Here is a 13185-nt window from a genome sequence, read left to right as displayed (position 1 = left end):
GGCGTCAGGTCCGTCGCCGGACCGTCAGCTGTCGCCCTTGCGCTCGCCCAGGGTCACGTCGACCGTGTGGTCCTTGCCGTCGCGCGTGTACGTGAGCTTCACCGTGTCACCGGGCTTGTGCGTCCAGATCTGGCCGATCAGGGTCGGGCCGGAGTCGATCACGGTGTCGTCGAGCTTGGTGATCACGTCGCCGGGCTTGAGGCCCGCCTTGGCCGCCGGGCCGTTCGGCGTGACGGCCGCGGCGCCGCTCGCGCCCTGCTCGGTGATCTTCGCGCCGCCCGTGCCCTCCTCCAGGGAGACGGACGCGCCGATCACCGGGTAGAGCGGCTCGCCGGTCTTGATGAGCTGCTCGGCGACCATCTTGGCCTGGTTGATCGGGATGGCGAAGCCGAGGCCGATCGAGCCGGACTGGCCCGAGCCGCCGAGGCCGCCGCTGGGGGCGGACTGGATGGCCGAGTTGATGCCGATCACGTTCCCGTTGCCGTCGAGCAGCGGGCCGCCGGAGTTGCCCGGGTTGATCGAGGCGTCGGTCTGCAGGGCGCTCATGTAGGACGCCTTGCTGTTGCCCGAGCCGTCGCTGGAGGCGACCGGGCGGTCCTTCGCGGAGACGATGCCCGTGGTCACCGTGTTCGACAGGCCGAAGGGCGCGCCGATCGCGATGGTGGAGTCGCCGACCGCGACCTTGTCCGAGTTCCCCAGCGTGAGGGGCCGCAGGTTGTCCGGCGCGTTCTTCAGCTTGATGACCGCGACGTCGTAGCCCTGCGCGTGGCCGATGACCTCGGCGTCGTACTTCTTGCCGTTCGAGAACGTCGCCGAGAGCTTGCCGCCGTCGACGGCCTCCGCCACCACGTGGTTGTTGGTGAGGATGTGGCCTTCCTTGTCGTACACGAAGCCGGTGCCGGTGCCGCCCTCGCCGCTGTTGCCCTCGGCCTCGATGGTGACCGTGCTGGGCAGCGCCTTGGCGGCGATGGCCGCGACCGTGCCCGGGTCCCGCTTGAGGTCGGCCGGGTTGGACGCGGAGACGGTGGTGGAGCCGGTGCCCGCGTCGTCGCCGCGCTCCGCGGCCCAGTAGCCGATGCCGCCGCCGACCGCGCCCGCGATCAGCGCCGCGGCGACGACCCCGGCGAGCAGCCCGCGCCGGCCGCCCTGCTTGGGCTGCGGCGGCTGGTACCCGGCGCCCCAGTGGTTCTGGCCGCCGCCCCAGGAGCCGCCGCCGTCGCCGGGTGTGTGACCCGCGCCGCCCGAGGCGTACGCGGGGACGGCCGGCGGCGGGGGCGGCCAGTCGCCCGCGGGGGCGGGTCCGGCCGGGTGGGGCTGCTGCCCTGCCGGGTCACCGGCGGGGCCGTGCTGCGCCGCCGGCGCGGGAGCAGCGGGAGTGTCCACCGGCACGGGGGGTGCGGACGGGGCCGGGGGGTGCTCGGTGCCCTCGTTCTCGGTGCTCACAGCTTCTCTCCTCGATCCACGGCTGTTCGGTCCATGGGCATGGCCTGTGACGGTCCGGTCCCGTCACGGGTGACGCCGGTCCGGCATGGTCCTGTCACGACCCGGTCGTGCTGTTGTACGCGGTCAGCTTTTCCCACGGGACGTCAGGGCACCATAAGCCGAGCCTGTGCGTCTGTAGCCATCCTTTATGTGCGGCGAAACGGACGCATCCGCTGGGCCGGTTCTTCCCGGTCGCCTGCCGCGCGGTGGCACCATGACGCGGTGACCCACGCACCACAGCAACGCATCCAGGTCGTCGCCCATCGCGGTGCCTCGGAGGACGCCCCCGAGCACACGCTGGCCGCCTACAAGAAGGCGATCGAGGACGGCGCCGACGCCCTCGAATGCGATGTGCGGCTCACGGCGGACGGCCACCTCGTGTGCGTGCACGACCGCCGCGTCAACCGTACGTCGAACGGCCGCGGGGCGGTCTCGGCCCTGGAGCTCGCGGATCTCGCCGCGCTCGACTTCGGCTCCTGGAAGGATCCCGAGGAGGGGCCCGATTGGGCGAGCAGCTCGTCGGCGCCGTCCGCGGACACCTCGGTGCTCACCCTGGAGCGGCTCCTGGAGCTGGTGGCCGACGCGGGCCGCCCCGTGGAGCTGGCGATCGAGACGAAACACCCGACGCGCTGGGCCGGCCAGGTGGAGGAGCGGCTGCTGCACCTCCTCAAGCGCTTCGGCCTGGACGCGCCGGCGCCGGACGAGCCCTCTCCCGTACGGGTGATGAGCTTCTCCGCGCGCTCCCTCGCGCGCGTGCGGGAGGCGTCGCCGACGCTGCCGACCGTCTACCTGATGCAGTTCGTGTCGCCGCGCCACCGGGAGGGTCGGCTGCCCAAGGGGGTGGGCATCGCGGGCCCCAGCATGCGGATCGTGCGCAACCACCCCGCCTATGTGGAGAAGCTCGTGCGCGCGGGGCACGGCGTCCACGTGTGGACGGTGAACGAGCCCGAGGACGTCGACCTCTGTGTGCGGCTCGGCGTCGACGCGATCATCACCAACCGGCCGGCGGCGGTGCTGCGCCGGCTCGGCAGGGGCTGATTCCAGCCACTTTCACACCCTTCTGTCACGGGGAGTGCTCCGGCGCGTTCGGTCCGTAGTCGATCGTCATGAGTGCGTCACGGGACCCGGATTGGCCGGTTTCCGGTCCAGTCCATTGGGGCATTCACACCGTGGCGTGGGGCAAAGGAGGTCTCGGGGGTGGCGTTGGTGGTGGCACAGGAGGTGCCCGCGTCGTCGAGCATGGCCGTACCCCATGGCCCTGCGGGCGTGGGTGCGGCAAGACATCGGATGCGTGACCAGCTGCGGTCCGGCGGCGTGTCCGAATCAGTGATCGACGATGCCGTTCTGATTCTTTCCGAACTGCTCAGCAACGCGTGCCGGCACGGCAGGCCGCTGGGCGACGATCTGGCCGGCGACGGGGACGTGAGAGCCGCGTGGCGGGTCGACGACCGGGGATGTCTCACGGTCGAGGTGACGGACGGCGGCGGCCCGACCCGCCCGGTTCCGGCCACTCCCTCGGTCACCGCGCACGGCGGCCGCGGGCTCAACATCATCACGGCCCTCTCCGACGACTGGGGCGTCCGCGACGACGCCCGGGGCGAGGTGACGGTCTGGGTGGTCGTGCACAAGGACGTGCACGCCGAAGCGGCCATGCACCGCCGCGAGGACTTCGCGACGCGCGTAGGAGCCCCGGCCGTGGCGGACCTGGCGGGTCTGGATTTCGCTGACGCGTTCGACGATCTGGGCTGACCGCCGCTCGCCGGTGGTCAGTTGGGCGCCGCCGCCCTCTTGTCGGTCTCCGATCGGCCCGCGGCCGGTACGAGCGGCTAGGCTCGCGCGAGTACGTACGAGAGCCGTATCCGGGAGACACCCAAGATGGCCAAGAAGCGCCCCCAGACAAAGGGCAAGCCGCACATCACCAGTGGAGCTGAGGGGGACTTCCCGGTCGTCGGCGCGCGCGAACCCTGCCCGTGCGGCAGCGGCCGCCGCTACAAGGCCTGTCACGGCCGGGCCGCCGCGCACGCCGTGACCGAGCTGGTGCAGCGTCCCTTCGAAGGCCTCGTCGGCGAGGGCGACTGGATCGCGCTGCGCGAGCTGGTCCCGGCGGCGACGGTCGAGCTGACGCTGAAGGACGGGCTGCCCGAGGGCGTCCCGTCGGTCACCCTCGCGACCGTGCTGCCGATGGCGTGGCCCGCGCTGCGCCGCGAGGACGGCTCGGTGCTGATCGGCCTGCAGAACGACACGCCCTCGGGCGACCTGAGCCGCGACCTGGCCGACACCCTGCTGCGCGCCCTGGAGGCGGAGCCCGGCAACCCGGTGCAGGCGCGCCGGGTGCCCTCCGAGGGCCCGCGCCTGCAGGACGTGCTCGACCCGAAGGGCGCCTTCGAGCCGGTCGTGCACACGGGCTTCGAGTTCTGGGTCCCGGACTCGGAGAACGCGTCGGCGGACGTGACCGCCTCCCTGGAGCGGGCCAACGCGGCCGCGATCCCGACGGTGAAGCTGACCGGCGTGGACAGCGCCTACTGGTGCGAGACGCCGGAGAAGAACCACCTGCGGTGGGTCATGCCGCACCCGGAGGAGAAGCTCCTCGACGCGCTGGCGCGGCTGCACGCGGCCGGCCGGTCCTCGCTGGGCGAGGGCACGCGGCTGGTGGGCTCGTTCCGGGCGCACGGACTGACCGTGCCGGTCTGGGACCTGCCGAGCGCCACCCGGGCCGAGGACATCGAGAAGCCGGCGGCCGAGTTCGCCGAGCGGCTCGCCGAGGCGCTGGCCTCGGACGCCCCGCTGACCGCCGACGAGCGGCGCGCCCGGGGCGGCCTCACCAACCGGCAGGTCACGCTCAGCTGACATGCGGCGCCCGCCGGGTCCGCCCCCTCGCTGACCGACCGGTCAGCCCCTCGGGCAGCGGAAACCCGGTCCGGAAGGGGTGACTCCGGTCACAACTCCCGGTAGTCGCAGGTAAATCCATGTCCGAATAGAAGAGATCGAATTTGCGAACTGCCGATCTCTTGTTACCGTTCAGATAGCCCGGTTGCTGGTGCATCCCCCGTCGCCAGCAACCGGGCGTTTTCATGCCCGCAGCCGGGCGGCATGCCCGTGGACACCGATCAACCCCGGTACTACGGCGCCGAGTTGCTCCCCGCGCGCAGCAGCAGCGGGCTCTCCGCATCGCTCGCGTACTCCGCCACCGCCTGGTACTCCGCGGCCGCTCCGCGCGTACGGCCCCGCGGTGTCTCGCACAGTCCCGGCTCGTCGCCGCCGCCCACCGCGCAGGTGATCTGCACCGTGCGCCCGTCCGGCGCCATGAGGGTCAGCACCGCGGACAGCGCGGCACCGGTCGCGTTCCGGTAGTACGTGCGCGCCCATGTGTCGTCACCCTGGGTGAGCACGCAGGTCTGCGCCTCCACACCCTCGGGGGAGACCAGTTGGGGGCCGCAGCGGGAGGCCGTGGAGCGGTCCGGGGCGCCCAGGAGCGAGCCCCGCGCGGGGGCCGGTGCCTCACCCGTCAGGTCCTTGCGCGTCGGATCCCCGTGCGTCGTGTCCTCGCGCGCCGGGTGCCCGGGAGCCGTGTCGCCGGGAGCCGCGTCGGCGTGCCGGCCGCCCGCGCCGTCGTCGACCGGTCCGGCGAAGGCTCCGGCCAGAGGAAGCGCCGCGGCGAGCACCACGGCGCAGGCGAGCCCGGACAGACGGAGGCGGGTGTGCTGCCTCCGGTGCCCGGGCGGGGTCGTGACCTGATCCTGGGCGGGAGGGGGCGCGGGAGGCATGCGCCGAACATAGCGGGGCCGTCCGACCCCGCCGGCGCGCCGCGCGCCCCGACGGCTCACAACTCGGGGGCGCTCACACCCGTACGAGTGAGGGCGTCCACCACCGCGTCCACCACGGCCTCCACGTCCGGCACCCAGGGCTCGGCCGAACCGGGCAGCGGCGCGCGCTCCCAGCGGACCGGGCCCGCGCCCGTCGTGGACGGCGGCAGGGTGATGTACCCGCCCTCGCCGTGGAAGCGCAGGGAGCCCGGGACGAAGTCCTTGGCGTACAGGAGCTCGCCGAGCTGCTCCATCGTGTAGGGCGCCACGAGGATCATGAGGCGCTCGGGGGTCGCGAGCACCGGGCCGAGCCGGATGCCGGTCCGGTCGAGGACCGCGAGCGCGCGGGCGCCCGCGACGGCGGGCAGGCTCACGGCACAGGGCGCGCGCCCGCCGGCCGGCCCGGAGGAGGCGCCGGTGGCGAGCACGATCGGTGCGTCGGGGCGCTTCGTCCACCACCAGCGGACCATGCGCGCGTCGGTCGTCGCCGCGAGCAGTCCGGGATCGAACGGGTGTGCGCCGGGCACCGTGCACTCCGGGTCGGGGCACGCACAGCGGACGCCGTCCCGGCGCCCCGCCGTCTCGAGTCCTATGCCGGGCAGAACCGGCCACCGCCACGCTGTCGCGAACGTGAGGGCCGCGCTGAGCAGGTCAGACTTCCCGTGGTCACGCCTGGACAGGAGCCTGCGTCGCCTTCCGGGGATCTCGCGCATGAGCGCTCGTTCCTTTCCGTTGACCGAAGAGAACGCTGTGGGCCACATCACACTATGTGTCGAACAGTCACTGCGCGTACATGGTGGAGCGCCTGGCCCCGGCCGGGACCGCCGGCCTCGGGCAGGGGGGGACCCCTATAGTCCGAGCGCCTGCTGTGTCCTTCAAAAGCCTGGCGTGGGGTGGCGACGCCTGGCGTTTGCCGTCCCGCGTATTTCTCGCCGCCTCCCTCGCGGGAGGATGGGGCACGGTCGTCGATGGTTATGACGCCCGGGTCCGTCACCAGGTTCCGGGGTCTCGATCCCAACTGGCCCTGGTCTTCACCGAGTACGTACCCATCGTGACCGTAGTGACGCTCCGTCGAACCAGGCCAGTCGACCGCAATACACCCATCCCCCGGTCAGTTTTTGGCCAAACTGGAATGGGATGAATCGGCAGGGTTTCGCACGGTCGATCCGAGAAGGTTCAGAGATCACGTCAGAACAGCAGTCACGTGACCACCACGGACACCAGGAATCCCAGCAGGACAATGCTGGACATCCCCTCTCCAGTGCGTGTAGATGTGGAACCACTGCTGGCGGCGCAGAGCTGATAAGGCTGACATGGGGGTTTGCCATGCAATTGAGCGAAATGCACCGGTCGGAAAGCCGGAAGCCATGACAACCCCGCGCCTGCCGAAAGTGGCCGGAATCGATGCCCCTTCTGGACAGGTTCCCCCGCCTGCCCACACGGTCTCGTCCGCCCCGGCCCCCGCACCGTCACGGACACCGGCCGCGTCGCCGCCGACGCCCGCCCCCTCCGCCCTGATCCAGGACCGCCTCGCCGGCTGGGTCTCGGACCTCACGACCCTGCACGAACTCACGGAGCGGCTCGCCCGCACCGCCGTGCTCGAGGACGCCCTGCACGAAATGCTGCGCGCCGGAGCCGCCCTGGTGGGCGCCCGGCGCGGTCTCGTCGTGCTCGAACCGGGGGACGGCCGCGGCCCCGACACCACCGTCGGCCTCGGTCTGTCCCGCCCCGACCTCGGCCACATCGAGACCGTGCCGCGCGGCGCCACCTCGTACGGGCGGATCCTGGACGGGCTCACCACCGACCCCGAGGTCCACACCGACCTGCTCTCCGAGGACGGTCTCGACCCGCGCCACCGCGAGGTCGCCGCCCGCCTCGGCTACGCGGCCAGCTACGCGCTGCCGCTCGCCACCGACGCCGCGGGCCGGATCGGCGCCGCCGTCTGGCTCTACGACGAACCCGCCGAGCCCGTCGAGCGCCAGCGCCACCTCGTGGGCCTGTACGCGCGCTACGCCACCGAGCACCTGGACCGGCTCCTCGAACTGGAGCGCACGCGCGCGTGGGCGCGCACGGTCTCCGACGAGCTGCTGCCGCCGCGGCTCCCCCGCGTGGCCGGCGTCCAGCTCGCCGCGCGTCACCGCACGGGACCGCGCGGCGGCGGCGACTGGTACGACGCGCTGCCGCTGCCCGAGGGCGCGCTCGGTCTCGCCGTCGGCTCGGTCACCGGCTGCGGCGCGAGCGCCGTCGCCGCGATGGGCCGGCTGCGCGCCTCCCTGCGGGCCTACGCCGTCATGGAGGGCGAGGACCCGGTCGCGGTCCTGTCCGATCTCGAACTGCTGCTGCGGCTCACCGAACCCGCGCGCAGCGCCACCGCCCTGTTCGCCTACTGCGAGCCCGCCCAGCGCAAGATCGTCCTCGCGGGCGCGGGGCACAGCCCGCCGCTGCTGATCGGCGCCCGCCGCACCGAGTTCGTCGAGACGACGCTGTCCGCGCCGCTCGGCATGCTCGCCTGCTGGGAGGCGCCGAGCACGGAGGTCGAGCCGGAGCCGGGCGAAACGGTGCTGCTCTACACCGACGGCCTGCTGCACCGCACCGGCGACCCGATGGACCGCGCCTTCGCCCGGCTCCACGCGGCGGCCGCCGGCGTCCCGCGCGCCATCCGCGACGACCCCGGCGCGATCGCCGACCACGTCCTGCACGCCGTGCTCCCCGACGGCCTCGACACGGCCGACAGCGACGAGGACGTCGTCCTCCTGGCAGCCCGCTTCGAGTAGGCGCCCGCGCACAGCCGGTAGGGGTCCTCCGGCCCTGGTCGCCCTTCCGTACGCTCGTACGATGGAGGGGGTCCATCGCCCTATACAGGCTGCAAACAGGAGGAACCGTGTCGGAGGAGCTCACCACCCCGGAGACCCCGGAAGACGAGCCCATCAAGCAGCGGAAGAACGGCCTCTACCCGGGCGTGTCCGACGAGCTCGCCGAGAACATGAAGTCCGGCTGGGCCGACACGGAGCTGCACGACCTGCAGCCGATCGCCCAGGCCGCCGAGACCGCCGCCCGCCGCAAGGCCCTGTCCGCCCGCTTCCCGGGCGAGCGCATCGTGGTCCCCGCGGGCAACCTCAAGACCCGGTCGAACGACACGGAGTACGCCTTCCGCGCCTCCGTCGAGTACGCGTACCTGACCGGCAACCAGACGGAGGACGGCGTCCTCGTCCTGGAGCCCACCGCGGACGGCCACAAGGAGACGATCTACCTCCTGCCGCGCTCGGACCGCGAGAACGGCGAGTTCTGGCTCGACGGCCAGGGCGAGCTGTGGGTCGGCCGCCGCCACTCCCTGACCGAGGCCGCCACGCTCTACGGCATCCCCGCCTCCGACGTGCGCGAGCTCGCCGACGCGCTGCGCGAGGCCACCGGCCCCGTCCGCGTCGTGCGCGGCTTCGACGCCGGCATCGAGGCGGCCCTGGCCGACAAGGTCACCGCCGAGCGCGACGAGGAGCTGCGCGTCTTCCTGTCCGAGGCCCGCCTCGTGAAGGACGCGTTCGAGGTCGGCGAGCTGCAGAAGGCCGTCGACTCCACCGTGCGCGGCTTCGAGGACGTCGTGAAGGTGCTCGACAAGGCCGAGGCGACCTCCGAGCGCTACATCGAGGGCACGTTCTTCCTCCGCGCGCGCGTGGAGGGCAACGACATCGGCTACGGCTCCATCTGCGCCGCCGGCCCGCACGCCTGCACCCTGCACTGGGTCCGCAACGACGGCGCGGTCCGCTCCGGCGACCTGCTCCTCCTGGACGCGGGCGTCGAGACGCACACGTACTACACCGCCGACGTCACCCGCACGCTGCCGATCAACGGCACGTACAGCGCGATCCAGCGGAAGATCTACGACGCCGTGTACGAGGCCCAGGAGGCCGGTATCGCGGCGGTGAAGCCCGGCGCCAAGTACCGCGACTTCCACGACGCCGCGCAGCGCGTGCTCGCCGAGAAGCTCGTCGAGTGGGGCCTGGTCGAGGGCCCGGTCGAGCGGGTCCTGGAGCTCGGGCTGCAGCGCCGCTGGACGCTGCACGGCACCGGTCACATGCTCGGCATGGACGTCCACGACTGCGCCGTCGCGCGGACCGAGACGTACGTGGACGGCACGCTGGAGCCCGGCATGGTGCTCACCGTCGAGCCCGGTCTGTACTTCCAGGCCGACGACCTGACGGTGCCGCAGGAGTACCGCGGCATCGGCGTCCGGATCGAGGACGACATCCTCGTCACCGAGGGCGGCAACGAGAACCTGTCGTCCGGTCTGCCGCGGCGGGCCGACGAGGTCGAGGCCTGGATGGCCCGCCTGAAGGGCTGATCGCCGGTACGCCGGTACGCCGGCAACAGGACGCGCCTCTTGTAGTGATGACACCCCTTGTAGTGGTCACACCGCTACAAGGGGCGCGTCCTTCTTCCATTTGAGGATCTTGTCGAAGCTGACGACGGCGCCGCCGTGGCCCGGCCGGTTCACGAAGTCCACGTGGTCGGAGAGTTCCTCGATGAGGCACAGGCCGCGGCCGTTCTCCGCGTGCGTGCTCGGCGCGCGGCCGCGCACGGCCGGGAAGCCGGGTCCGGAGTCGGCGACCTCGATGCGACAGCGCTCGCCCTCCAGATAGGCCGTCACTTCGTACCCGCCCGCGGTGCCGCCCGTTCCGGACGCGCCGCCGTGCTCCACCGCGTTCGCGCACGCCTCGCTGAGGGCGACCGACAGGTCGTAGGAGATGTCGGGGTCGACGCCGGCCGTCTCCATGGCGCCCAGGAGGAGGCGTCGGGCGAGCGGGACACTCGCCGCTTCGCGGCGCAGACGGAGGGACCACCAGATGCTCATGCTCCCGCCTCCCGGCCGCGGCTCGACATACCGATACGTATTGCCGTCACCGCCCGCGCGCAATCGCGCGGTTGACGTGATACCGCCCATATGGCGGATGCGAGCCGTACTGTCCCCGTTGTAAAGGAGATCTCCAGGGAGATCGACGGGAGATTTCCGGACCTTGCGGACCTGCCGCACCGCGCCGAGGGGCCCAGTGCGATGATGAGGCCGCCATGTCTGCCCCCCACCCGCGCCAGGCGCGCAGCGCGGCCGGTCTCCGGCTGCTCAGGGCCGCGGTGTTCGCCGCGGTCTGCGTCGTGCTGTCCGCGGCGGGGCACGTCCTCGGGTCCACCGCCACCGTCCCCCTGTGGACGCTCTCGCTGGGCTTCCTGACCGTCTTCTGCGCCGCCGTGCCCCTCGCGGGCCGCGAGCGCGCGCTGCCGGGCATCGCCGCGCTCCTGGGCGTCGGCCAGATCGGCCTCCACACGCTCTTCGGGGTCGGCCAGCAGCACAGCACGATGGTGATGGGCGGCGCCGAACCGTCCGTGGTCGAGCGGGCCGCACGGCTGATGTGCGGGGCGGGCGCCTCGGCGCTCAGCCCGATCCAGGCGCAGCGGATCCTCGACGACGCCGGGGTGCCGAGCGGCGAGGCGCAGCACCACATGACCGGCGCGGCCGGCGCCATGGCGCTGATGCCGTCGCTGCCGATGCTGCTCGGGCACCTGCTCGCCGCGGCCGGCGCCGGCTGGCTGCTGCGCCGCGGCGACCTCGCCCTGAGCGGCGCCCTGCGGCTCTCCCGGGCCTCGGCGCAGTCGGTCGCCGAGGGGGCGTTCGTACGGTCCCTGCGGGCGGCGCTCGCCCTCGTCCGCGTCCTGCGCGCGGGTCTCGGGGAGGTTCCCGCGGGGCTCGGGTGCGCGCCGCGTGCCGGGTTCCCGGCGCCGCCGCGGCTGCGGGCCGTCGTCCTCCAGCACTCGGTGAGCCGGCGCGGGCCACCCGCCGAGGACGCGTTCCTTCTCGCTGCCTGACACGGCATCCGTACTCCACCTCCACCGCGCGACGCGAGGGGTGAGGCGTGCTGCCGTGCGGCACGCGCGCGTGCCCGTGTCCGGGTGCGCTCCTCATCCTCCGGAGGGCCCCTGAGGGGTCCCGCTGAACGTGGAGTTCTCATCGTCATGAAGAAGATGTCCCGCGCCGCTCTCGTCGGTGCCGCCGCCGTCTCCTCCGTCGTCCTGCTGTCCGCCCCGGCCTTCGCGCACGTGTCCGTGCAGCCGGAGGGCCCGGCCGCCAAGGGCGGTTACGCCGTGGTCGACTTCAAGGTCCCGAACGAGCGCGACGACTCCTCGACGGTCAAGCTCGAGGTCTCCTTCCCGACCGACCACCCGCTCGCCTCGGTGATGCCCGAGCCGGTCCCGGGCTGGGAGGCGAAGGTCACGAAGTCGAAGCTGGACAAGCCGCTGGAGATGCACGGCCGGAAGATCAGCGAGGTCGTCTCCAAGGTCACCTGGACCGCGACCGGTTCGGGTGACGACAAGGGTGTCCTGCCCGGCTACTTCCAGAAGTTCCCGGTCTCCATCGGCCAGCTGCCGACCGACACCGACCAGCTCGTGTTCAAGGCCCTCCAGACGTACGACGACAAGGAGGTCGTGCGCTGGATCGAGGCCCCGCAGGAGGGCCAGGAGGAGCCGGAGAGCCCGGCGCCGGTCCTCGCCCTGACGGCCGCCGAGGAGGACGGCCACGGGGCCGCGGGCGCCGCCGCCAAGGACGACAAGAAGCAGGCCTCGGCCTCCACCGAGGCCGCTTCCGACAGCTCCACCAGCGACACCACCGCCCGCACGCTCGGCATCGTCGGCATCCTCGTCGGCGCCGCCGGTGTGGCGTTCGGCGTCCTGGCGGGCCGTCGGCGTACCAACAACTGAGCCACCCTCGGTTCCGCGCCGGGGTCGCGGTGGGCGACCCCGGCGCGGGCCGGACCCTCACCTATGGGACGTTTTTCTATGCGCAACACCATGAAGAAGACGAGCAAGCAGTCGCGCGACAAGAAGGCGGGCAGGAAGACGCTGTTCGCCGCCGCCGGACTGGTCACGGCGGCCGCCTTCACGCTCTCCGCGTGCGGCACCGGCAGCGACGACAGCGCGAAGCCGGTCACCGAGGTGTCGACCGAGGCCGGTTCGCAGAAGGCCGCGACGGTGCTCGACAAGCCCTTCGAGAAGCCGGACCTGGTCCTCACGGACACCCACGGCAAGAAGTTCGACCTGCGCGAGCAGACCAAGGGCAGGCCGACGCTGATCTACTTCGGCTACACCCACTGCCCGGACGTCTGCCCGCTGACGATGAGCAACATCGCCGTCGCCAAGAAGGCCCTGCCCAAGTCCGAGCAGGACAAGCTCCAGGTCGTCTTCGTCACGACCGACCCGGACCGTGACACCCCGGCCGTGCTCGGCAAGTGGCTCAAGGCGCAGGACGCCGACTTCATCGGCCTGACCGGTGACTTCGCCACCATCCAGGGCGGCGCCCGCACCATCGGCATCTCCATCGAGCCGACCCAGAAGGACAAGAACGGCAAGCTCGTGTCGATGCACGGCACGCAGGTCATCGCCTTCTCGCCGAAGACCGACGCCGGTTACGTCCTGTACGGCGAGGACGCCACGGTGGACGACTACACCAAGGACCTCCCGAAGATCGTCAAGGGAGCCAAGCCGTGACCCGCGTACGGACCCCGCTCGCGTTCGGCGCCGTGACGCTGGCGGCGGCCCTCGCGCTCACCGCGTGCGGCTCCGGTGACGGGGACGCGCCGGACGTGAAGGTCGAGGGCGCGTTCATCCCCGAGCCCGCCTCCGGCGACATGGCGGCCGGATTCTTCGTCGTCCACAACGGCGGCGCGGCCGACACCCTGGAGTCCGTCAGCAGCGAGATCGCCGGCCAGGTCACCCTGCACACGACCAAGGACGGCGTGATGAAGGAGCAGGAGTCGGGGGGGGGGGGGCGGGCCGGCGCCCGGGGCGGGGGGGGGGGGGCGGCCCCCCCCCAACCGGGTAGGACCAAAAAGGACACGGAAGGGGGGGGCGCCGGGTG

Annotated in this window: 13 protein-coding genes; 9 read left to right on the top strand and 4 right to left on the bottom strand. The window is 72.4% G+C overall.

Translation table 11 applies throughout. The features are described from left to right. Nucleotides 1-24: 24 nt before the first annotated feature. Nucleotides 25-1443, bottom strand: coding sequence for a S1C family serine protease (locus ACFW9D_RS03895; protein ID WP_384617397.1), 1419 nt, complete (start codon nucleotides 1441-1443; stop codon nucleotides 25-27). 261 nt (nucleotides 1444-1704) lie between these two features. Between ACFW9D_RS03895 and ACFW9D_RS03890 the strand changes: the two genes are divergently transcribed. The 3 genes from ACFW9D_RS03890 (at nucleotide 1705) to ACFW9D_RS03880 (ending at nucleotide 4329) form a co-directional block, all read left to right on the top strand. Beyond that, nucleotides 1705-2520, top strand: a complete 816-nt coding sequence (locus ACFW9D_RS03890; protein WP_384617396.1) for a glycerophosphodiester phosphodiesterase — start codon at nucleotides 1705-1707, stop codon at nucleotides 2518-2520. A gap of 72 nt (nucleotides 2521-2592) precedes the next feature. Further along, a complete protein-coding gene (locus ACFW9D_RS03885) occupies nucleotides 2593-3231 on the top strand; it encodes an ATP-binding protein (RefSeq protein WP_384617394.1) in 639 nt (212 codons plus the stop codon). Between the two features lie 126 nt (nucleotides 3232-3357). Further along, a complete protein-coding gene (locus tag ACFW9D_RS03880) occupies nucleotides 3358-4329 on the top strand; it encodes a DUF5926 family protein (protein ID WP_384617391.1) in 972 nt (323 codons plus the stop codon). 272 nt (nucleotides 4330-4601) lie between these two features. On the opposite strand, the gene ACFW9D_RS03875 is transcribed toward ACFW9D_RS03880, so the two are convergent. Further along, entirely contained in the window at nucleotides 4602-5246 is a 645-nt protein-coding gene (locus ACFW9D_RS03875; RefSeq protein WP_384617388.1) for a hypothetical protein, read from the bottom strand. 56 nt (nucleotides 5247-5302) lie between these two features. Next, complete coding sequence (locus ACFW9D_RS03870; protein WP_384617385.1) at nucleotides 5303-5998, bottom strand: bifunctional DNA primase/polymerase; 696 nt, start codon at nucleotides 5996-5998, stop codon at nucleotides 5303-5305. Nucleotides 5999-6652: 654 nt separating this feature from the next. Between ACFW9D_RS03870 and ACFW9D_RS03865 the strand changes: the two genes are divergently transcribed. Further along, nucleotides 6653-8059, top strand: coding sequence for a PP2C family protein-serine/threonine phosphatase (locus ACFW9D_RS03865; protein ID WP_384617383.1), 1407 nt, complete (start codon nucleotides 6653-6655; stop codon nucleotides 8057-8059). Between the two features lie 107 nt (nucleotides 8060-8166). Continuing rightward, the gene (locus tag ACFW9D_RS03860) at nucleotides 8167-9621 is read left to right on the top strand and encodes an aminopeptidase P family protein (protein ID WP_188337893.1); all 1455 of its coding nucleotides are present in this window, start codon (nucleotides 8167-8169) and stop codon (nucleotides 9619-9621) included. 66 nt (nucleotides 9622-9687) lie between these two features. On the opposite strand, the gene ACFW9D_RS03855 is transcribed toward ACFW9D_RS03860, so the two are convergent. Beyond that, on the bottom strand, nucleotides 9688-10131 hold the full coding sequence (locus ACFW9D_RS03855; protein ID WP_188337894.1) for an ATP-binding protein: 444 nt from the start codon (nucleotides 10129-10131) through the stop codon (nucleotides 9688-9690). Nucleotides 10132-10346: 215 nt separating this feature from the next. On the opposite strand from ACFW9D_RS03855, the gene ACFW9D_RS03850 reads away from it, so the two are divergent. The 4 genes from ACFW9D_RS03850 to ACFW9D_RS03835 all read left to right on the top strand — a co-directional run. Next, a complete protein-coding gene (locus ACFW9D_RS03850; RefSeq protein WP_384617380.1) occupies nucleotides 10347-11138 on the top strand; it encodes a hypothetical protein in 792 nt (263 codons plus the stop codon). Nucleotides 11139-11285: 147 nt separating this feature from the next. After that, entirely contained in the window at nucleotides 11286-12029 is a 744-nt protein-coding gene (locus tag ACFW9D_RS03845; protein WP_384617378.1) for a YcnI family protein, read from the top strand. A gap of 90 nt (nucleotides 12030-12119) precedes the next feature. Next, nucleotides 12120-12815 (top strand): SCO family protein, encoded by a 696-nt coding sequence (locus tag ACFW9D_RS03840; RefSeq protein ID WP_384617376.1) that lies wholly within the window; start codon nucleotides 12120-12122, stop codon nucleotides 12813-12815. Beyond that, a partial coding sequence (locus ACFW9D_RS03835; RefSeq protein ID WP_384617373.1) for a copper chaperone PCu(A)C occupies nucleotides 12812-13185 on the top strand: 374 nt, incomplete at its 3' end. The genes ACFW9D_RS03840 and ACFW9D_RS03835, both read left to right, overlap by 4 nt.

This window comes from Streptomyces sp. NPDC059524 (genome assembly GCF_042749255.1).
Classification (GTDB): domain Bacteria; phylum Actinomycetota; class Actinomycetes; order Streptomycetales; family Streptomycetaceae; genus Streptomyces; species Streptomyces xanthii.
Note: the sequence above shows the minus strand (reverse complement) of the source record. Positions and strands in the feature narration are given on the sequence as shown.

Coding starts and splice junctions, on each gene's coding strand:
- ACFW9D_RS03880 (WP_384617391.1), top strand. CDS start 3,358: ATGGCCAAGAAGCGCCCCCAGACAAAGGGCAAGCCGCACATCACCAGT.
- ACFW9D_RS03875 (WP_384617388.1), bottom strand. CDS start 5,246: ATGCCTCCCGCGCCCCCTCCCGCCCAGGATCAGGTCACGACCCCGCCC.
- ACFW9D_RS03870 (WP_384617385.1), bottom strand. CDS start 5,998: ATGCGCGAGATCCCCGGAAGGCGACGCAGGCTCCTGTCCAGGCGTGAC.
- ACFW9D_RS03865 (WP_384617383.1), top strand. CDS start 6,653: ATGACAACCCCGCGCCTGCCGAAAGTGGCCGGAATCGATGCCCCTTCT.
- ACFW9D_RS03855 (WP_188337894.1), bottom strand. CDS start 10,131: ATGAGCATCTGGTGGTCCCTCCGTCTGCGCCGCGAAGCGGCGAGTGTC.
- ACFW9D_RS03850 (WP_384617380.1), top strand. CDS start 10,347: ATGTCTGCCCCCCACCCGCGCCAGGCGCGCAGCGCGGCCGGTCTCCGG.
- ACFW9D_RS03845 (WP_384617378.1), top strand. CDS start 11,286: ATGAAGAAGATGTCCCGCGCCGCTCTCGTCGGTGCCGCCGCCGTCTCC.
- ACFW9D_RS03840 (WP_384617376.1), top strand. CDS start 12,120: ATGAAGAAGACGAGCAAGCAGTCGCGCGACAAGAAGGCGGGCAGGAAG.